Source organism: Streptomyces sp. NBC_01077, assembly GCF_045162855.1.
In the GTDB taxonomy this organism is placed as follows: domain Bacteria; phylum Actinomycetota; class Actinomycetes; order Streptomycetales; family Streptomycetaceae; genus Streptomyces.
In genome coordinates this window covers 6,095,494-6,115,145 of the sequence record NZ_CP108669.1, presented here as the reverse complement: position 1 = coordinate 6,115,145, position 19,652 = coordinate 6,095,494, and the positions used below count along the sequence as shown (strand labels likewise).

Annotated in this window: 14 protein-coding genes and 2 pseudogenes; 10 read left to right on the top strand and 6 right to left on the bottom strand. The window is 72.2% G+C overall.

The genetic code is table 11. From position 1 onward, the window contains the following. Positions 1 to 311: 311 nt before the first annotated feature. Positions 312 to 1,148 (bottom strand): annotated as a pseudogene (locus tag OG462_RS27845) (hypothetical protein); the annotation flags it as partial. A 453-nt stretch (positions 1,149 to 1,601) separates the two neighbouring features. On the opposite strand from OG462_RS27845, the gene OG462_RS27840 reads away from it, so the two are divergent. Continuing rightward, entirely contained in the window at positions 1,602 to 3,317 is a 1,716-nt protein-coding gene (locus tag OG462_RS27840; protein WP_406061703.1) for a chitinase, read from the top strand. 122 nt (positions 3,318 to 3,439) lie between these two features. Here OG462_RS27840 and OG462_RS27835 read toward each other — a convergent pair whose 3' ends face one another. Then, positions 3,440 to 4,723, bottom strand: coding sequence for a serine/threonine-protein kinase (locus OG462_RS27835; protein WP_406066749.1), 1,284 nt, complete (start codon positions 4,721 to 4,723; stop codon positions 3,440 to 3,442). Between the two features lie 199 nt (positions 4,724 to 4,922). Between OG462_RS27835 and OG462_RS27830 the strand changes: the two genes are divergently transcribed. Beyond that, entirely contained in the window at positions 4,923 to 6,278 is a 1,356-nt protein-coding gene (locus tag OG462_RS27830) for a M14 family metallopeptidase (protein WP_406061701.1), read from the top strand. A gap of 65 nt (positions 6,279 to 6,343) precedes the next feature. Here the strand turns inward: OG462_RS27830 and OG462_RS27825 are convergent, their stop codons facing one another. From OG462_RS27825 to OG462_RS27815, 3 genes are read right to left on the bottom strand one after another with little or no spacing between them, the layout of a single operon-like run. Further along, entirely contained in the window at positions 6,344 to 6,754 is a 411-nt protein-coding gene (locus OG462_RS27825) for a RidA family protein (RefSeq protein ID WP_406061700.1), read from the bottom strand. After that, positions 6,751 to 7,518, bottom strand: a complete 768-nt coding sequence (locus tag OG462_RS27820; protein ID WP_406061698.1) for an IclR family transcriptional regulator — start codon at positions 7,516 to 7,518, stop codon at positions 6,751 to 6,753. The genes OG462_RS27825 and OG462_RS27820 overlap by 4 nt, the downstream gene beginning before the upstream one ends. Further along, positions 7,515 to 8,555: a sugar kinase gene (locus OG462_RS27815; RefSeq protein ID WP_406066747.1), complete on the bottom strand. Its 1,041-nt coding sequence runs from the start codon at positions 8,553 to 8,555 to the stop codon at positions 7,515 to 7,517. Before OG462_RS27815 ends, OG462_RS27820 begins: the two co-directional genes overlap by 4 nt. A gap of 303 nt (positions 8,556 to 8,858) precedes the next feature. Here OG462_RS27815 and OG462_RS27810 point away from each other — a divergent pair, with 303 nt between their 5' ends. After that, positions 8,859 to 10,124, top strand: a complete 1,266-nt coding sequence (locus tag OG462_RS27810; protein ID WP_406061696.1) for an alanine racemase — start codon at positions 8,859 to 8,861, stop codon at positions 10,122 to 10,124. 11 nt (positions 10,125 to 10,135) lie between these two features. Then, positions 10,136 to 11,713, top strand: a complete 1,578-nt coding sequence (locus OG462_RS27805) for an amidohydrolase family protein (RefSeq protein WP_406061694.1) — start codon at positions 10,136 to 10,138, stop codon at positions 11,711 to 11,713. Here the strand turns inward: OG462_RS27805 and mptB are convergent. Then, entirely contained in the window at positions 11,693 to 13,123 is a 1,431-nt protein-coding gene (mptB, locus tag OG462_RS27800; protein ID WP_406061693.1) for a polyprenol phosphomannose-dependent alpha 1,6 mannosyltransferase MptB, read from the bottom strand. The genes OG462_RS27805 and mptB overlap by 21 nt on opposite strands. 144 nt (positions 13,124 to 13,267) lie before the next feature. Between mptB and OG462_RS27795 the strand changes: the two genes are divergently transcribed. From OG462_RS27795 to OG462_RS27770, 6 genes and pseudogenes are all read left to right on the top strand, one after another. Continuing rightward, positions 13,268 to 14,479 (top strand): pyridoxal phosphate-dependent aminotransferase, encoded by a 1,212-nt coding sequence (locus OG462_RS27795; protein WP_406061691.1) that lies wholly within the window; start codon positions 13,268 to 13,270, stop codon positions 14,477 to 14,479. Between the two features lie 78 nt (positions 14,480 to 14,557). Next, on the top strand, positions 14,558 to 14,959 hold the full coding sequence (locus OG462_RS27790) for a hypothetical protein (RefSeq protein WP_406061689.1): 402 nt from the start codon (positions 14,558 to 14,560) through the stop codon (positions 14,957 to 14,959). Positions 14,960 to 15,107: 148 nt separating this feature from the next. After that, positions 15,108 to 16,238: a hypothetical protein gene (locus tag OG462_RS27785; RefSeq protein WP_406061687.1), complete on the top strand. Its 1,131-nt coding sequence runs from the start codon at positions 15,108 to 15,110 to the stop codon at positions 16,236 to 16,238. Beyond that, entirely contained in the window at positions 16,235 to 17,464 is a 1,230-nt protein-coding gene (locus OG462_RS27780) for a toxic anion resistance protein (protein WP_406061686.1), read from the top strand. The genes OG462_RS27785 and OG462_RS27780 overlap by 4 nt, the downstream gene beginning before the upstream one ends. Then, positions 17,461 to 19,063: pseudogene (locus OG462_RS27775) on the top strand (substrate-binding and vWA domain-containing protein). Before OG462_RS27780 ends, OG462_RS27775 begins: the two are co-directional and overlap by 4 nt. Continuing rightward, positions 19,050 to 19,640 (top strand): hypothetical protein, encoded by a 591-nt coding sequence (locus OG462_RS27770; RefSeq protein ID WP_406061684.1) that lies wholly within the window; start codon positions 19,050 to 19,052, stop codon positions 19,638 to 19,640. The pseudogene OG462_RS27775 and the gene OG462_RS27770 overlap by 14 nt, the downstream one beginning before the upstream one ends. Positions 19,641 to 19,652 lie beyond the last annotated feature (12 nt).

The following is a 19,652-nucleotide window of genomic DNA, read 5'->3' as shown; positions in this document are numbered from 1 at the left end:
GTCGGGTGCGGGCGGGATCGGGTGGTCGGGTGCGGGCGGAGTGGTCACGGAGTGGGGCGAGGGGCTGCTCACGGCAGGGCGCGGGTGGGGTTCACGTTCCCGCTCCCGTTCACGTTTGCGTTCTCGTTCACGTTTGCGTTCCCGTTCACGTTCACAGGGGTGAGCTCGGTGTACGAGGCCGGGTGCGGGGCCGCCGCCTGCGCACCTGGCCCGAGCGCATGGGCGCCCCGCGCCGAGGCTCCCGTCCCGAGGGCGCGGGTGTCCGTACCGCGATGCCCCCCGCCTGAGCCGCTCAGCGCGCGACCGCCCTGTTCCGGCACCGCCCCGATCTGCAGCGGCGCCCCGCAGAAGCCGCAGCGGTCGCCGATGAGCTCCATCGCGCACCAGTGGCAGGTCTCGCGCCGTACGGAGGCGACGAGCTGGTAGAGGACGGGCAGGTCGGGCAGGTACGCGGCGAACTCGACGAGCTTCCCCGTCCCCCACCAGCGGGGCGAGGCCTCGGGCAGCGGTGCCTCCTGGACGGCGCCCTGGATCCGCCACCGGGGTACGAGGGTGGTGGTGGGCCAGTCGGTCTGGAGCTGGCCGCGGGCGAGGAGCAGTTCGGTGGTGAACTCCGGTCCGGCGAGGGGTTCCTCCCCGCCGCCGACGCGCACGATCTGCGCGGTGGGTCCGGCGAGTACGGCGAAGTGGGCGCCGGGCAGCCAGCCCTTGAGGTGGGAACCGAGGCTGACGGGGACGCGGTCGAGCCGGGAGACGGAGCCGAGGACGGCGCCCGCGTAGATGTAGTGGGCGAGCAGCCGGGCGGCGGAGGCGAGGACGCCGGGGCTGAAGTCGCAGCCCGCCAACTGCCGGAGCTGGCGTACGAGTACGGCCGCGCCGAGGGGTGGCAGGTCGGTCCTGACGAGTGCGATCCGGTCGCTTTCGAGCAGGGCGCGGACGGCGCGCAGTCGTTGCTCGACGGCGGCCGGGGCGGAGGTGGGGCAGACGACGACCACGTGCCCGTACCGGGCGAGGAGCTGCTGCATGTCGGCGATCGAGGCGTCGAGCGACTGGGTGTCGGGGGCCGGGAGGACGGTGGCGTGCGGAGTCCCGGGGTCGGTCGGCGGCAGTGCCAGGTCGGCACTGGTGACCGCGATCGCTGTCGGCACGTCGGACCCCCCGTCCCCTTCGGCCTCCGGTGTCCCGGGGACCGCGGATCACTTACCGCGTTCACGGCGTCACCGCAGGGTGCTGCCGCCTCTGCACCTTATCCACGTCCCCCGGGGTGGTGAACACACAATCCGCCAAGCTGCCCCGCTTTCTTTGGGTCCGGAGCTTGGGCCCCTCGGCCCTTCCCACCCCGGCCCCTCGGCCCTTCCCACCCCGGCCTTTCGTCCCGGCCCCCGTCCCCGGCGAACGGGCGCTGTTGCCAGAGGTCTTGACAACGCGATTGGTCTGGACCAGCTTGTTCCGACAACGGTGGCCACCGTCCGCACTCCCCGAACCCCCGCACACTTCCGTACCCCCGCACACCCTCGTACCCCCCGTACGAGCCCCTCCGTACGACGACGTACGGCACCTCCACATCCCCCACATCCCCAACTCCCCTCCGGAGGATGCACGTGGACCGCACCACCACCCGCCCGCACGGACGCCGCTGGCTCGGCGGAGCCCTCGCGCTCGCCGTCGGCTCCGGGCTCGTCCTCGTCGGCGGAGCCGGCACCGCGCAGGCGGCGGACGTCAACGTCGCCAAGAACGCCGGTTTCGAGAACGGCCTCGCCAACTGGTCCTGTTCCGCCGGGAGCGGCACCGCCGCCTCCTCCCCGGTCCGCACCGGGGCCGGCGCACTCCGCGCCACCCCGGGCGGGCTCGACAACGCCAAGTGCGTGCAGACCGTGGCCGTGAAGCCCAACTCGACGTACACGCTGAGCGCCTGGGTCCAGGGCGGCTACGCCTACCTCGGCGCGAACAACACCGGGACCGGCTCCGGCAGCGTCTCCACCTGGACGCCTGACAGCGCCGCCTGGAAGCAGCTCACCACCACCTTCACCACCGGGGCGAGCACCACCTCGGTCGAGATCTACACCCACGGCTGGTACGGGACCTCCCCGTACTCCGTCGACGACGTCAGCGTCTTCGGGCCCGACGGGGGCGGCGGCCAGGACCCCGACCCGGTCGTCCCGTCCACCCCGGCCGGTCTCGCCGCGGGCACCGTCACCTCCTCCTCCGTCGCCCTGAGCTGGGGCGCGGTCTCCGGCGCCACGGGCTACAAGGTGTACCGGGACGGCGCCAACCCGCAGACGGTGACCGGCACTTCGACCACCGTCACGGGGCTCACCGCCGACACCGCGTACCAGTTCCAGGTCGCCGCGACGAACTCCGCGGGCGAGTCCGCGAAGTCCGCCGCCGTCTCGGCCAGGACCGCCAAGGTCACCGACCCGGGCCCCGGCCCGGCCGTGCCCAAGCACGCCCTCACCGGCTACTGGCAGAACTTCAACAACGGCGCCACGGTCCAGAAGCTCCGGGACGTGCAGTCGCAGTACGACATCATCGCCGTCTCGTTCGCCGACTCGACGACCACGCCCGGCCAGATCGTCTTCAACCTCGACCCGGCCGTCGGCTACGCCTCGGCCGCCGACTTCAAGGCCGACATCGCCGCGAAGAAGGCCGCCGGCAAGTCGGTCGTCATCTCGGTCGGCGGCGAGAAGGGGAACGTCACGATCAACAGTGACGCCTCCGCGACCGCCTTCGCCGACAGCGCGTACGCCCTCATGCAGGAGTACGGCTTCAGCGGCGTCGACATCGACCTCGAACACGGCATCAACTCGACGTACCTGACCAAGGCGCTGCGCCAGCTGTCCGCCAAGGCCGGTTCGTCGCTGGTCCTGACGATGGCCCCGCAGACCATCGACATGCAGAACACGGGCACGGAGTACTTCAAGTCCGCGCTCGCCGTGAAGGACATCCTCACAGTCGTCAACATGCAGTACTACAACAGCGGTTCGATGCTCGGCTGCGACGGCAAGGTCTACAGCCAGGGCTCGGTGGACTTCCTCACCGCGCTCGCCTGCATCCAGATCCAGGGCGGCCTCTCCCCGTCCCAGGTCGGTCTGGGCGTCCCCGCCTCCACGCGGGGCGCGGGCAGCGGCTACGTCGACCCGCAGATCGTGAAGAACGCGCTCGACTGCCTGACCAAGCTCACCAGCTGCGGCACCTTCAAGCCGGCCCAGGCCTGGCCGACGCTGCGCGGCGCGATGACCTGGTCGACCAACTGGGACGCGACGGCCGGCAACGCCTGGTCGAACGCGGTGGGCCCGCACGTCCACAACCTGCCGTAACGGCAGTCGGCCAGAGAGAAGCTCCACCGCAGCGCCGTCGCTCCCCCGGCGGCGCTGCGCCCTTTCTCCTGCCCGGCCGGCAACGCGGGCACGGAGCCCGGTTACGCGGGCAGGCAGTCCGGCTAGGCGGGCAGGAAGCGGACCAGGACCCGTTCGAGCTCCTGGACCCACTCGTCGACCCTGGCCGCCCGGCGGCCGTCGATCTCGCAGGTGTAGTCGGTACCGTCGTACAGGGCGACGGTGATCCGCAGCCACCGCCCGCGCCGGGTCCGCCCGTACCGTACGGCCCCGATTTCCGGCCAGGTGAACTCGGCTTCGTCGTCGAGGAGTTGCAGACAGATCCCGGCACCGTCCACGACGATCCCGTAGACATGGTCGGCGGCCACGAACTCCGGCACGGGCTGCGGGGGCACGGCGGGCGGCGGTGGGACGAAGAGGGTGGGGGTCGGCGGCACGGGCGTCGGGGGAACGGAATCCTGCGGCGCCACGTACGACGACGGGACCGCGTCCTGCGGCGGCACGTACGACGACGGGACCGCGTCCCGCGGAGACGGCGGGACCGCGTCCTGCGGAGACGGCGGCGCCCCGGGCGTCCCGGGCGCCTCGGGCGCCCTGACTACCACCCCGGGCCCCACGACGACCGTCGGCGTCGGACCGGGCGTCACCGTCCCCGCCGGATCCCGCACCCCCTCCCCCAGCACGTCAAGGATCTCCTCCGGCGTGGGCCGTTCGGCCGGATCCTTCGCGAGGCAGCGCCCGACGAGCCCGCGCAGGGACTCCGGTACGGAGGCGAGGTCCGGGTCCTCGTGCACCGCGCGGTACATGAGCCCCATCGGGGTGCCGTCCCCGAAGGGCCGGCCGCCCGCCGCGGCGACGAGCACCGCACCCAGGGCGAAGACGTCCGCGGCGCCCGTGACCTCCTCGCCGAGGGCCTGTTCGGGGGCGAGGTAGCCGGGGGTGCCGAAGGCGGATCCGGTGGCGGTGAGCCGGGTCGATTCCAGCGCGCGGGCGATGCCGAAGTCGAGGACGCGGGGTCCGTCGGGCGCCATGACGATGTTGCCGGGCTTGAGGTCGCGGTGGACGAGCCCGCAGGCGTGGATGGCCTCCAGGGCCTCGGCGAGCGCGGCGCCGAGCGAGCGCAGCCGTCCCTCGTCCATGGGGCCCTCGGCGGTGACGAGGGCCGCGAGGGTGGGGCCGGGGATGTAGGCGGTGGCGAGCCAGGGCGCCTCGGCGTCGGGGTCGGCGTCGACGACCTGGGCGGTGTGGAAGCCGCCGACCTGCCGGGCGGCGGCGACCTCGGCGCGGAAGCGCGCGCGGAAGGAGGGATCGGCGGCGAGTTCCGGCCGGGCCACCTTGACGGCGACGGCGCGCCCGCCGCGCGATCGGGCCAGATAGACGGTGCCCATGCCGCCTTCGCCTAGCTTGTGCTCGATGACGTATCTACCGATGAGGGTCCCCACGCGGGACAGTATGGCCGAACTCGTCGTCTTGACCGGTCCATGACATGGCTTCACCATGTGGCCGAACACGGAACACCGAACGCCGAACACCGAACCACCCGCACGAGCTTGTCGCACCCCCCACCCTCCCCACCCAGGAGACAGCATGCGACGTTCCACCCGCGGCAGAAGGTCCGCCACCCTCGCGGCCCTCGTGGCGCTCGCCCTCGCGGCGCCCCTCTCCGCCCTCACGACACCCGCCGGGGCCGACCCGTCGTCGGCCTCCGCCCGGATCGCCGCCGGCGCCGACGAGGTGATCCGGCAGTACGAGGTCGCCGGACCGTCCACTCCGGCCGCCCGCACCGCGCTCGCCGCCACCGGCGTCTCGATCGACGAGGTCGACGCCCGCTCGGTCGTGGTCAGCGCCAACACCGAACAGCTCAGGAACCTCAAGGCGCTCGGCTACCGGCCGATCGCCCTCCCGGGTCCGCCGAACCGCTCGGCCGAAGGCGGCAAGGCCGCCGGTCCGCTCGACTTCCCCTCCGCCGACGCGAAGTACCACAACTACGCGGAGATGAACACGGAGATCGACCAGCGCCTCGCCGCCTACCCGTCGATCATGCGCAAGCAGGTGATCGGGAAGACGTACCAGGGCCGGGACATCATCGCCATCAAGATCAGCGACAACGTCGCCACGGACGAGGCCGAGCCCGAGGTCCTCTTCACCCACCACCAGCACGCCCGGGAGCACCTCACCGTCGAGATGGCGCTGTACCTGCTCCGCGAACTCGGCGCGGGCTACGGCAGCGACTCCAGGATCACCAACGCCGTGAACGGCCGCGAGATCTGGATCGTGCCGGACCTCAACCCGGACGGCGGCGAGTACGACATCGCGAGCGGCTCCTACCGCAGCTGGCGCAAGAACCGGCAGCCCAACTCCGGATCCTCGTACATCGGTACGGACATGAACCGGAACTGGGACTACAAGTGGGGCTGCTGTGGCGGCTCTTCGAGCTCCAAGAGCTCCGAGACGTACCGCGGCGCGGCCCCCGAGTCCGCCCCCGAGGTCAAGGTCGTCGCCGACTTCGTCCGCTCCCGGGTGGTCGGCGGCAAGCAGCAGATCACCGCGGCGATCGACTTCCACACGTACAGCGAACTGGTCCTCTGGCCCTTCGGCTGGACGACGGCCAACACCGCCCCCGGCATGACCCTGGACGACAGGAACGCCTTCGCGGCGGTCGGCGGCAAGATGGCGGCCAGCAACGGCTACACGGCCGAGCAGTCCAGCGACCTCTACATCACGGACGGCTCGATCGACGACTACCTGTGGGGCGCACAGAAGATCTTCGCGTACACGTTCGAGATGTACCCGTCCTCGTCCTCCGGCGGCGGTTTCTACCCGCCCGACGAGGTCATCGAACGCGAGACGAGCCGCAACCGCGACGCCGTCCTCCAACTCCTGGAGAACGCGGACTGCATGTACCGCTCGATCGGCAAGCAGGCCCAGTACTGCACGGCCTGACGGTTCATGGGTGAAGGGGCGCCCCGGCCGGATGTCCGGCCGGGGCGCCCTTTCGCGTCGAGCGCTCAGCCGAGGACGGCGAGGGCGTCGATCTCGATGAGGAGGCCGGCCGGGAGGCCGACGTAGACGGTCGTGCGGGCGGAGGCCGGGGCCTGGAGGCCTTCCTCCTGGAAGTACTGGTTGTAGATCGCGTTCATCTCGGCGAAGTGGTCCACGTCCGTGAGGTAGACGCGCATCATCATCACGTCGTCCCAGCTCGCGCCGCCCTCCTCCAGGATCGCCTTGACGTTGGCGAAGGTCTGGAGGGTCTGCTCGCGCAGGGTCGGACCGGCGACCGTCGGGGCCTGGCCCTCGACGGCGGGCAGGAAGCCGACCTGGCCCGCGACCTGGAGGATGTTGCCCTTCTTCACACCGTGCGAGAACTTCGCCGGCGGGGCGGTGTGGGTGGCGGGGGTGAGCGCGGTCTTCTCGGTCATTCGGTTTCCTTGGACTTGGTCGGGGCGGTGCCGGAGTACTCCCGGCTGATGTCGTCCGCGGTGCGGCGCACCTGCGAGAGGAGCGAGAGGAGTTCCTCGGCCGTGACGACCACGTTGGGCGCCGAGACCGACATGGCGGCGACGACGCGCCCGTCGGCTCCGCGGATGGGGGCGCCGACGCAGTTGATGGACTCCTCGTGGCCACCGAGGTCGGTGGCCCAGCCCTGTTCGCGTACGGTCGCCAGCTCCTTGAGGAAGGCGGCCGCGTTCGGCGTCGAACGGGGCGTGTACGGGGGGTAGTCGAGCTTGGCTGCGACGGCACGCCGCTCGGGCTCGGGCAGGTCGGCGAGGAGCAGCTTGGCGACGGCCGCGACCGTGATCGCGACCGGCTTGCCGATGCGCGAGTACATCCGGACCGGGTAGCGGCTCTCGACCTTGTCGATGTAGACGACCTCGCCCTCCTCGTACACGGCGAGGTGGATCGTGTGCCCGATCCGCTCGTTGAGGGCCGTCAGGTACGGGTGGGCGATCTCGCGGATGTCGAGGTTCTCGACGGCCTCCTGCGCGAGCGCGAACAGCCGGGCGCCGAGCCGGTAGCGCTGGTCCTGCTGCCGGTGGACGAGGCCGTGCTCGTGGAGGGTGCGCAACAGCCGCAGGGCCGTGGACTTGTGGACTCCGAGCCGCTCGGCGACCTGCCCGAGGTCGGCGGGGCCCTGGGCGAGCAGCGGCAGGATGCTGAGCGCCCGGTCGACGGTCTGGCTCATGGCGTACGTACCTCCTGGTCGTCCCCGGTCCAGCCGGGGCCGAGGTGAAGTGTGCCCCAGGCCGCGTCGTCGAGCGCGGCCAGCCGGTCGGCGTGGGCGCGGCGAGGGGGCGGGGCCAGGTCGCCGGGGACGGTGAGGGCGGCGGCGGCCATGAGGTGGCCGTGCCGGAGCCGGGCCCGTACGTCGAGTCCGCGCAGGGTGGCGGAGAGGAACCCGGCGGCGAAGGCGTCCCCGGCGCCGACGGAGGCGACGATGGTGACGCGGGGGGCGGGGCCGGGGGTGACGGTGTCGGGGGTGGGACCGCTGCGCGGGGCCCTTCCCACCGCGCAGCGCTCGAACGCCACCGCTCCCTCCCCACCCCGCTTCACCACCAGCACCGCCGGCTCCGCCAGCACCGCACGGATCGCAGCCGGGTCAGCGGAGCCCCACAGCGCCGCCGCCTCGTCCGCGCCCACGAACACGACGTCGGCCCGGCGCGCGAGTTCGAGGAGCACGTCGGGGGCCGAGTCGTCGCGCCACAGGGACGACCGGTGGTTGACGTCGAACGAGACGAGCGGACGGCCGGGTCGGGGGGCCGTGAGCGCCCGCATCAGCGCCAGGCAGTCGGCGGACAGCGCGGCGGTGATGCCGGAGAGGTGCAGGATCCGGCCGTCGGCGACGCTGTCGTACGGCACGGTCGCCGGCGACATCGCGGAGGCGGCCGATCCGCCCCGGTAGTAGGCGACCTCGTGGGCGTCGGTCGCCCGGTCGGCGGCGGTGCGGAAGTAGACGCCGGTCGGCCGGTGCGGGTCGCGGCCGACGGAGCCGACGTCGACCCCGTAGCCGCCGATGGTCTCGACGAGGTGGTCGCCGAAGCCGTCGCGGCCGACGCGGCCGACCCAGCGGGCGCGGTGCCCGGCGGCGGCGAGGGCGCAGGCGACATTGGACTCGGCGCCGCCGATCGCGCGGGTGAAGGCGGGGACGTCGGCGAGGCGGCCCGGTCGGGCGGGAAGGAAGGTGACCATGGACTCACCGAGACAGACGACGTCCGGGGCCATGCCCTGCCGCCGGCCCGGGGACACGCCCTGGCCCGGGGCCACACCCTGGCGCCGGCCCGGGGCCACACCCACGCGCTGGTCCGGGGCCACACCCTGGCGCTGGTCCGGAGCCACTCCCCGGCCCGGGGTCACATCCCGGTTCGGGTCCGCGGGCGCGTGTCCGCTCACTCTCGGGCTCCCTGTGGCTCCTACGGGTCCATTGACCCGGCCTTGGCCCGGATGTTAGACAGCCATGAGCAATATGCGCAATGAGTGTTGCGCATACTGCAACACGCCTTCGTACCCCCCCGATGAGGAGGCCTCATGCCCGACCTGGCGAACGAGCGCGTCGACCACCGCTTCAAGGCCCTGCCCCCGGACGCCGAGGGCCTGACCGTCGGCGAGCTCGCCGCCCAGCGGCGCAACCTCTTCACCGGCGGCTTCACCACCCCCGTCCTCGCGCTCTCCGCCGAGTCCGTCGAGCACAACCTGCGCCTCCTGGAGACGTACGCCGAGCGCCACGGCCTCGCCTTCGCCCCGCACGGCAAGACGTCCATGGCCCCCCAGCTCTTCGACCGGCAGCTGGAGCACGGCGCCTGGGGCATCACCGCCGCCATGCCCCACCAGGCCCGCGTCTACCGGGCCCACGGCGTCGCCCGGATCTTCCTCGCCAACGAACTCGTCGACGCCGTCGCCCTGCGCTGGCTGGCCGCCGAACTCGACGCCGACCCGGACTTCCGCCTGATCTGCTACGTCGACTCCGTGCGCGGCGTCGAGCTGATGGACGAGGCCCTGCGCGCTGCCGGCGCCGCCCGCCCCGTGGACGTCGTCGTCGAGCTGGCCGCCGGCGCGACCGGGCGGACGGGCGTACGGACCGAGGCGGAGTGCGCGGCCGTCGCCGATGCGGTCGCGGCCGCCCCCACCCTGCGGCTCGTCGGCGTCGCCGGGTACGAGGGCACCATGCCCCAGGCGGACGGCGAGCGGGTCAGGGAGTGGCTGCACCGGCTGGTCGGGCTCGCGGCCGACTTCGACAAGGCCGGCCGCTTCGACCCCGCCATCGGCGAGATCGTGGTGAGCGCGGGCGGGAGCGAGTGGTTCGACGCGGTCGCGGACGTCTTCGCGGAGATCTCCGGACTCTCCCTCCCCGTCCTGAAGCTGCTGCGCTCCGGCGCGTACGTCTCGCACGACGACGGGCAGTACCGCGAGAAGACCCCCTTCAACCGCGTCCCCGAGGAGGGCTCGCTCCAGCCCGCCTTCCGTCTCTGGTCGCAGGTCGTCTCCCGCCCCACCCCCGAGCAGGCCTTCACCAACGCGGGCAAGCGCGACGCCGCCCACGACCTGCACCTCCCCGAGGCGCAGGTCGTCCGCGACGGCCGCACCGGCGAGATCCGTCCCGCCGCGGGCATGACCGTCACCGGCCTCTCCGACCAGCACGCCTGGGTACGGACGGAGGCGGGCGCCGACCTGGAGGTCGGCGACTGGCTCGGCATGGGCCTGTCCCACCCGTGCACGTCCTTCGACAAGTGGCAGCTGATCCCGCTGGTCGAGGCGGACGGCACGGTGGTCGACTACATCCGCACGTTCTTCTAGAAGGAGTCGGCATGGACCTCGTCTTCCGCGACGCGGAGGTCGTCGACGGCACGGGCGGCCCCTCCTACCGCGCCGACGTGGCGATCGACGGCGGCCGGATCGCCGCGATCGTGCAGGAGGGGGCGGCGGCCGGCTGTCAGCGCCCCACCGCCCGCCGCGTCGTGGACGCCGAGGGCCTCGCCCTCTCCCCCGGCTTCATCGACATGCACGCCCACAGCGACCTGGCGCTGCTCCGCGACCCGGACCACAGCGCGAAGGCCGCGCAGGGCGTGACGCTGGAGGTCCTCGGCCAGGACGGTCTGTCGTACGCGCCGGTCGACGACCGCACGCTGGCGGAGGTACGGAAGGCGATCACCGGCTGGAACGGGTACGGCGACGACATCGACTTCGACTGGCGGACGGTCGGCGAGTACCTGGACCGCCTGGACCGGGGCATCGCCGTCAACGCCGCGTATCTGATCCCCCAGGGCACGGTGCGGATGTACGCGGTCGGCTGGGACGACCGCCCGGCGACGGGATCCGAACTGGACCGGATGCGGCAGCTGGTCGCGGAGGGCATGGAACAGGGTGCGGTCGGCATGTCCTCCGGCCTCACCTACACCCCGGGGATGTACGCGAAGGACGCCGAGCTCACGGAACTCTGCAGGGTCGTGGCGAGGTACGGCGGCTACTACTGCCCGCACCACCGCTCGTACGGGGCCGGAGCCCTGGAGGCGTACGAGGAGATGGTGCGGCTCACCCGGGAGGCGGGCTGCGCCCTCCACCTCGCCCACGCCACCATGAACTTCGACGTGAACAAGGGCAGGGCCCCCGAACTCCTCGCCCTCCTCGACGAGGCCCTGGACGCGGGCGCGGACATCAGCCTCGACACGTACCCGTACACGCCCGGCTGTACGACCCTGGTCGCCGTCCTGCCGAGCTGGGCGAGCGAAGGCGGGCCCGAGGCGGTGCTTACGCGCCTGCGGGACGACGCGACGGCGGAACGCATCCGCCACCACCTCGAAGTCCTCGGCTCGGACGGCTGCCACGGGGTGCCGGTGGACTGGGACACGATCGAGATCTCGGGGGTGTCGGAGCCGGCGCTCGCGGAGTTCGTGGGCCGCCGTGTGGACGGCTGGCCGACGGCCCGCCGCCTCCTGCTCGAAGACCGTCTGGGCACGACGATCCTGCAGCACGTGGGCCACGAGGAGAACGTCCGCACGATCATGCGCCACCGGGTGCACACCGGCGGTTCGGACGGCATCCTGCAGGGCCTGAAGCCGCACCCGCGCGCGTACGGCACGTTTCCCCGGTACCTGGGCCGGTACGTACGAGAACTGGGCGTCCTCACCCTGGAGGACTGCGTGGCCCACCTGACCTCCCGCCCGGCAGCCCGCCTCGGTCTGACCGACCGGGGTCGGATCCGCGAGGGCTACCGGGCGGACCTGGTGCTGTTCGACCCGGAAACGGTCGGAGCGGGAGCGACGTACGACTCCCCTCGCACCCTCCCGACGGGGATCCCGCACGTCCTGATCAACGGCGAGTTCGTCATGGAGGACGGCAGACGCACGACCGCCCTGGCGGGCAGATCAATCCGCCGCACGCGCTAGCGGGCGAAGGGGCGGCGCCTCACCTTCGCCCCAAGGATCCCGCCGCAGCCACCAGAGCCCCAGCCCCAGGACAACCCCCGCCACCACGAACCCGTACCAAGGCGTCCGCCCGGACAACGCCGTCTCATAGACAAGCGCCGCCGAGAACACCGCCAGCACCTGCCCCACCCGCCCCCGCCAGGCAACGGCCGCGACGACGACCGTCCCCCACAGCAGGTACCAGGGCTGCACCATCGGCGACAGCGCGACAAGGGCGACGAGCGAGAGCCCCAGCCCGAGCACCGGATCAAGAGCCCCCCGCCAGGCGCGCCACGCCAGAACCACGATGATCCCGACGGCGACGAGCAGCCCGAGCTTCTGCACGACCGCCTTCACGGGATCGGGATCGTCCCCGAACAGCAGCCCCAGCCCAAGCCCGAGATCACTGCTCACGGACAGTGCCGTGTGGATCGTCCCGGCGACGCTCTGCGTCCGCACCCACCCGAACCCGGTTCCGGCCAGCACCGTCGCCCCCGCGGCCACCGCCCCGGCGACGAGCCCCGGCAGGACGAGCCCCTTCACCAGGCCCCGCACGCCACGACCGTCCCGCCGGGCGACCATCACCCCGATGAAGAGCAGCGCGACCGCCGCCGGCGACTTGACCATCATCGCGAGACCGACGAGGACGCACCCGAGGACCCACCGCCCCCGCACCGCGAGCAGCACGCCCGCCAGCATGAGCCCGATCATCAGGCCGTCGTTGTGCATGCCGCCGACGACATGGATGAGCAGCAGCGGGTTGAGGGCGGCCAGCCACAGGGCCCCGTCAGGACCTCCGCGCCCGCCCCCCAGCCCCCGTACGGCCCAGACGATCAACGCGAGCGCGCCGACCGCGAGCAGCCGCATCCCGAGCACGGCGGGAACGATCTCGCCCCCGGTCAGCTTCACCACCAGCTGCGCGAGGACCAGGAAGACGGGCCCGTACGGCGCGGGGGTGTCGGTCCAGTGCCCTCCGACGCTCGCGGCCGCGTCCGACCCGAGGTCGCCCGGTCCGAGGACGGAGGGCCCGCCGCCGTACACGTCGTGCCCTTCGAGGACCATGGCGCCCTGCGCGATGTAGCTGTAGACGTCCGCGCTGTACAGCGGCGGGGCGAGGAGCAGCGGCGCGGTCCAGCAGGCGAGGGTGGCGAGCACCCCGTCCCGTACGCCCCGGGCGAGGAGGACGCCGTACCGCCACCAGGCGGCGACGAGCAGTGTCAGACCGAGGTACGCGAGGAGCGCGCCGGCGAGGGTGAGCGCGGAGCCGCGCGGCTCCCACAGCCCCCAGCCGCCGCGTACCGGCAGCGTCCCGGCGGCCCAGCCGCCCACGGCGACGGCGAGCGACCCGGCCGCGCCGAGCCACCGGCATCCGGAATCACTGAAAGCCCTCATGACGGGCCAACCTATCCCGCCGGACGGAGGACCCCTCTTTCGGCCGTCCTCCGGCCGTCGACGGGCCGTCCTGCCTTCGCCCGCACTGTCCGACGTGTCCCAAAACACGAGGCGTCCCGGCCGACCCGGCCGTAAGCTCTCGGCATGCAGGTGATCCAGTCCACGAAGCTCGCCAACGTCTGTTACGAAATCCGGGGTCCGGTGCTCGAAGAGGCGATGCGGCTTGAGGCTGCGGGTCATCGCATCCTCAAGCTCAACACGGGCAACCCGGCCGCCTTCGGCTTCGAGTGCCCGCCCGCCATCCTCGAGGACGTGCTGCGCAACCTCTCCGAGGCGCACGGCTACGGCGACGCGAAGGGGCTGCTGTCGGCCCGCCGCGCGGTGATGAGCCACTACGAGACCAAGGGCATCCCGCTCTCCGTCGAGGACATCTACCTCGGCAACGGCGTCTCGGAGCTGATCCAGATGTCGATGCAGGCGCTGCTCGACGACGGCGACGAGGTCCTCGTCCCGGCCCCGGACTACCCGCTGTGGACGGCTTCCGTCTCGCTCGCGGGTGGTACGGCCGTGCACTACCGCTGCGACGAGCAGGCGGACTGGATGCCGGACCTGGCGGACATCGAGCGGAAGATCACCGATCGCACCAAGGCGATCGTGATCATCAACCCGAACAATCCGACGGGCGCCGTCTACGACGACGAGATGCTCCGCTCGCTCATGGAGATCGCCCGCCGCCACAACCTGGTCGTCTGCTCGGACGAGATCTACGACAAGATCCTCTACGACGGCACCACGCACACCCCGACGGCCGCGATCGCCCCCGACCTCCTCGTCCTCACCTTCAACGGGATGAGCAAGAACTACCGGGTGGCCGGTTTCCGCTCGGGCTGGCTCGCGGTCTGCGGCCCGAAGCACCACGCGTCCTCGTACATCGAGGGCCTCACGATCCTCGCCAACATGCGCCTCTGCGCGAACATGCCGGCGCAGCACGCGGTGGCCGCCGCCCTCCAGGGCCGGCAGTCGATCGAGGACCTCGTCCTGCCGGGCGGGCGGCTCCTGGAGCAGCGGGACACGGCGTACGAGCTGCTGACCCAGATCCCGGGTGTGACGTGCGTGAAGCCGAAGGGCGCGCTGTACCTGTTCCCGCGTCTCGACCCGAACGTCTACAAGATCAAGGACGACCGGCAGATGGTCCTCGACCTGCTGCGGGCCGAGAAGATCATGGTGGTGCACGGGACGGGCTTCAACTGGCACGAGCCCGATCACTTCCGGATCGTCACGCTGCCGGCGGCGGCGGACCTGGCGGACGCGGTGACCCGGATCGGGCGCTTCCTGGACGGCTACAGCCAGCCCTGACGAGCCACCCCAGGACTCCACTCAACTTTAGACTGAATCTAAGCTAGGATGGCTCCAGAGCACTCAGGAGGCCGTCCCATGTACGAACCGATCCGCACCAAGTCGGTCCACCGGACGGCCGACGACGCCCACGACGCGTACCCGCACCGCTCCCGCGAGGAGGAGCTGGACATCCAGCTCGCCGGGCACCTCGCCGCCCTGCTCGCCGTCACCGACGAGCTCGGCGACACCGAGGCCGGCGAACTGATCGCCCGGCAGGTGGCGCGGCTGCGCGGCGCACCGCCCGCGCGGCACGCGGGTCTGAGCGGTTCACCCGCGCAGGACCTGCACCGCAGGGCCCACGCCCTCGCGGGCCGCGCCCTGGTCGTCGCCGCCTCCCGGGCCGACACGGCCGCCGCGATCCTCGCCGCAGAGCGCATGGACGCGCACACCGCGGCGCTGGCCGGGGAACCCACCCTGACCGCAGCCGGCACCCCCTGACGGCCCCGGTCCGCGCGTCACGAACCGCGCGGACCGGGCGCCACCCAAACCCCCGAGCCTCTCAGGGACGGCCGCGGCGGTACATCCCCCTCCGGTTCGGTACCGGGATCGCTCCTTCACCCCTCGTACACCCGACTCCCCCTGGAATGTGGGTTTCCGTGAGCACGCTGCCCATGTGAGACGCATCCTGGGAATCGTCCTGGCCGTCCTTCTCCTCGGCGGCGTGGCCGCCGTCCTCGTGACGGGCGGCGACAAGGACACAGGCACGGCAACGAAGACCGTGCGAGGAGTCATAGGGTCGGAGAAGGCGGAGTTCTTCACCGACCCTCAGGTGGTGAAGGCCCTCGCCGCGAAGGGCTTCACCGTGGGCACCGAGACCTCCGGGTCCTGGGACATGGAGGAACTGCCTCTCGAAGGCTACGACTTCGCCTTCCCGTCCTCCAAGGCGCCGGCCGACGAGCTGCGCGCGAAGGCCGCGAAGAAGACCAGGGCGACGACCGCCCCGCTGCGGCCCTTCTACTCCCCGCTCGTCGTCGTCGCGCACAGCGCCGCCGCCCGGGTCCTCTCCGGGAACGGCCTGGCGACCCTCGGCCCGCGCGGCACCAGCGGCACCCTGAAGATGGACGCCTATCTCGCGGCGGCCCGCGCCGACCGCACCTGGCAGCAGCTCAAGGGCGCCGCCGGGCACGCCGAGCTGAGCGGCACCCTCTTCATCACCTCCACCGATCCGGTCGCCTCCAACTCGGGCGCCCTCTACCTCGCCGCCGCGAGCTATGTCGCCGACGGCGGGCGGGTCGCGGGCGACAAGGCGGCCGTCACCCGCACGGCCCCGCTCCTGCGCAAGCTCGTCCAGGTGCAGGGTGCCCAGCAGTCCGGTTCGGACGCCCCCTTCCGCGACTTCATCAGCGGCGTCGGCAACCCGCTCGTCCTCGTCTACGAGTCCCAGGTCGCCGCCCAGCTCCTGGCCGGCCGCCCGATGGGCGACCTCGTCGTCCTCTACCCGGACACCACGGTCAACAGCGACCACACTCTCGTACCGCTCACCGAGAACGGCCGGGCGCTCGGCGAACTCCTCTCCACCGACCCCGAGTTGCGCAAGCTCGCGGTCCGCCACGGCTTCCGGCCGCAGGGTGCGGCGAGCGAGTTCACCACCGCGACCCAGAGCCACACCGAGTACCTCAACCAGACGCTGACCGGAGTCCGCCAGGCGCCCGTGCCCACCAGCAAGGTGCTGCACGAGATGGCCCTGCGGGCCCGCGACCAGGGGGACACCGCATGACCACGCCCGAGGATCCGAGAAGAACGATGGCCCTGACACCTCCGGAGCACGACACGCCGCTGGTCCTCACCCCGCCCGAGCCCGTTCCGCCGGTCCGCGCCGAGCAGGCCTCCGGCCTGGTACCGATCGACGAGGCCACCCGTACGGAGGTGTCCCGCCGGGCCGTCGAGTACGTCGGCTCGCTCGAAGGGCTCGATCCGCGCTCCCCCGAGTTCGCCGGCCGCATCGGCGAGATCGCGGGGCTCGGCGCGGGCGAGATGCGTGCCGCCGCCCAGCAGTCGAACCGCATGCTCGACCGTACGATCCGCTCGCTCGGTTCCGGCGGCTCCGGCGCAGCCGGCGGCGACGCCCGGTCCCGGGTCGGCTCGTCCCTCGCCGAACTCCGCCGCACGATCACGGACCTGGACCCCCGGGACACCCCCGGCAAGGGGATCAAGGGGCTGCTCTCGAAGCTCCCCGGCGGCAACAAGCTCCGCGACCACGTCGCCGCGTACGCCTCCTCGCAGGCCACTCTGAACCGGATCGTCGGCTCCCTGCGCGGCGGCCAGGACGAACTGCGCCGCGACAACGCCGCGTTGCAGACCGAGCGGGCCCGGCTCTGGGAGACCATGGGCAAGCTCCAGGAGTACGCGATGCTCACCGCCGCGCTCGACGCCGCCGTGGAGGAGCGCATCGCCACCACGCCCGACCCGGCCCAGGCGGACGCGCTCCGCGCGGACGTCCTCTTCCCGGTCCGGCAGAAGCACCAGGACCTGCTGACCCAACTCGCGGTCTGCGCCCAGGGATACCTGGCGATGGACGTGGTCCGCCGGAACAACGACGAACTGATCAAGGGCGTGGACCGGGCGGCGACGACGACGGTGTCGGCGCTGCGGATCGCGGTGATGCTCGCCTCCGCGCTCGAGAACCAGCGGAAGGTCACCGAGCAGGTGAACGTGCTGCGCTCGACGACCGAGGACCTGATCCGCGGCAACGCCGAGATGCTCGCCACCCAGGCCGGCGAGATCCAGCGGATCGCGGCGGACCCGGCGGTGGGAGCGGAGACGCTCCGCACGGCGTTCCAGCAGATCTACCGGACGCTCGACGCCATCGACACGTACAGGGTGCAGGCGACGGAGTCGATGGCGGCGACGGTCGAGTCGCTGACCGCCGAACTCCAGGAGGCGAGCGCCCACTTGGCCCGCAGCCGCCGCACCGGCGCGCTGGAGGGTGGCGGCCTCGCATGACGACCCGCACGCATCGCCCCCGGCCCCTCTCCCGTGCCGTCGCCGGGCTCGCCCTCGCCCTGCTCGTCACCGCCTGCTCCGGCGCGTCCGGGGACAGCGGCGGCGGAGCCACCGGCCGGCCCGACAAGCAGGGCCAGGAGGCCGCCGCCGGCACCCTCCGGGTCCTCGCCTCCTCCGAACTGGCCGACATGGCCCCGATCCTCGAAGAGGCACGCAAGTCGACCGGCGTCACCGTCCGGCCCACCTACGCCGGCACCCTCGACGCCGTCGAGCAGATCGCGTCCGGCTCGGCGGACAAGGAGTACGACGCGGTCTGGCTCTCCTCCAACGACTATCTGCGACTCCGCCCCGACACCGCCCGGAGGATCACCGGCGAGACGCCGATCATGGCCTCGCCGGTCGCCCTCGGCGTACGGCCGGCGGCCGTCTCCCGGCTCGGCTGGGACCCGGCGAAGGTCACCTGGTCGCAGCTGCACCGGGCCGTCGCCGACGGGAAGCTGACGTACGGCATGACCGACCCGATGCGCTCCAACTCCGGTTTCTCCGCGCTGGTCTCGGTCGCCTCCGGTCTCTCCGGCGCCCAGTCGGCACTCATCGAGCAGGACGTCGCCAAGGCCACCCCGCGGCTCAAGGAGTTCTTCACGGGACAGAAGCTGACCTCGGGTTCCTCCGGCTGGCTCGCCACCGCGTACGCCCGCCGCACCGACGTCGACGCGCTCGTCAACTACGAGTCGGTCCTGCTGTCCGCCCCCGGCGAGCTGACGGTGATCCGCCCGTCCGACGGTGTCGTGACGGCCGACTACCCGCTCACCCTGCTCACCTCCGCCCGCCCCGAGGCGAAGGCGGCGGCCGGCAGGCTCTCCACGTATCTGCGCACCCCCGGACGCCCAGCGGCAGATCACGGAGAAGACCCTGCGCCGTCCCGTCGTCCCCGGGGTCGACCCCGCCCCGGCGCTCGCCCGGGACCAGCGGCGCGAACTGCCCTTCCCCGGCAGCCAGAAGGTCGCGGACGGGCTCCTCGACGCGTACGACAACACCCTGCGCAGGCCCTCCCGGACGGTGTACGTGCTCGACACCTCCGGTTCGATGAGCGGCGAGCGGCTCGAACGGCTCAAGACGGCGCTGGTCGAGCTGACCGGTGACTTCCGGGACCGGGAGGAGGTCACCCTGATGCCCTTCGGTTCGGCGGTGAAGCAGAACGAGGTCCGTACGCACACGGTCGACCCGGCCTCGCCGCAGGCCGCGCTCGACGCGATCAAGGGCGACGCGCAGAAGCTCTCGGCCTTCGGCGGCACCGCGATCTACTCCAGCGTCCAGGAGGCGTACCGCTTCCTCGGGAAGTCGCCCGGCGACACGTTCACCTCGGTCGTCCTCATGACGGACGGCGAGAACACCGACGGCGACCCGGCCACCGCGTTCGACAGCTTCTACGACTCCCTGCCCGCCGAGCAGAAGCGCACCCCGGTCTTCCCGATCCTCTTCGGGGACTCCGACCGCGGCGAGCTCGACCACATCGCGAGCCTGACCGGCGGCAAGCTCTTCGACGCCAACCAGGGTTCGCTGGACGGCGCCTTCGAGGAGATCCGTGGCTACCAGTAGTCCTCTCCTGCGGTACGCGGAGTCCCGCAAGAACCTGACCGGCAGCCTCTGCGGCCTCGCGGGTGTCGGCATCGCCCTCACCGGGGCCGCGGGCCCCCTCTGGCCCCTGGTGGTCGGCGGGCTGTACGCGGCGGGGGCGCTCATCGCCCCGCCCGAGCGGCCCGCGACGCCGGAGTTCGCCGAGGAGGGGGACCGTCTCGACGGGGTGCGCGCCGACTTCGCGACCCTGCGTGCATACCTCGCGGAGGTGGAGCTGTCCGCCACCGCGCGCGAACGTCTCACCGCGCTCGACACCCTCGTCGAGGCCCTGCTCGAACCGGGCTGGGTGACCGACCCGGAGCATCTGCACGTGCTGGCCCGCACGGTGCGCCAGGACATCCCGGAGGCCGTCGACACCTTCGTACGGACGCGGTGGTGGTCGCGGTTCACCTCGGGCGCCGAGGCGCCGGAGGGTCACCTGGAACGGCAGCTGGCCGCGCTCCACGAGGAGGCCACGGCGATCGCCACCGCCCTCCAGGAAGCGGAGGCCATCCGTCAGCACATCCACACGAAATACGTGGAAGGGCGCGGCAACTGATCGACTACGGTC

What these genes read in the sequence shown, in the direction of transcription:
- OG462_RS27835 (WP_406066749.1), bottom strand. Translation starts at nt 4,723, where the DNA reads ATGGGCACCGTCTATCTGGCCCGATCGCGCGGCGGGCGCGCCGTCGCC.
- OG462_RS27830 (WP_406061701.1), top strand. Translation starts at nt 4,923, where the DNA reads ATGCGACGTTCCACCCGCGGCAGAAGGTCCGCCACCCTCGCGGCCCTC.
- OG462_RS27825 (WP_406061700.1), bottom strand. Translation starts at nt 6,754, where the DNA reads ATGACCGAGAAGACCGCGCTCACCCCCGCCACCCACACCGCCCCGCCG.
- OG462_RS27820 (WP_406061698.1), bottom strand. Translation starts at nt 7,518, where the DNA reads ATGAGCCAGACCGTCGACCGGGCGCTCAGCATCCTGCCGCTGCTCGCC.
- OG462_RS27815 (WP_406066747.1), bottom strand. Translation starts at nt 8,555, where the DNA reads ATGGCCCCGGACGTCGTCTGTCTCGGTGAGTCCATGGTCACCTTCCTT.
- OG462_RS27810 (WP_406061696.1), top strand. Translation starts at nt 8,859, where the DNA reads ATGCCCGACCTGGCGAACGAGCGCGTCGACCACCGCTTCAAGGCCCTG.
- OG462_RS27805 (WP_406061694.1), top strand. Translation starts at nt 10,136, where the DNA reads ATGGACCTCGTCTTCCGCGACGCGGAGGTCGTCGACGGCACGGGCGGC.
- mptB (WP_406061693.1), bottom strand. Translation starts at nt 13,123, where the DNA reads ATGAGGGCTTTCAGTGATTCCGGATGCCGGTGGCTCGGCGCGGCCGGG.
- OG462_RS27795 (WP_406061691.1), top strand. Translation starts at nt 13,268, where the DNA reads ATGCAGGTGATCCAGTCCACGAAGCTCGCCAACGTCTGTTACGAAATC.
- OG462_RS27790 (WP_406061689.1), top strand. Translation starts at nt 14,558, where the DNA reads ATGTACGAACCGATCCGCACCAAGTCGGTCCACCGGACGGCCGACGAC.
- OG462_RS27780 (WP_406061686.1), top strand. Translation starts at nt 16,235, where the DNA reads ATGACCACGCCCGAGGATCCGAGAAGAACGATGGCCCTGACACCTCCG.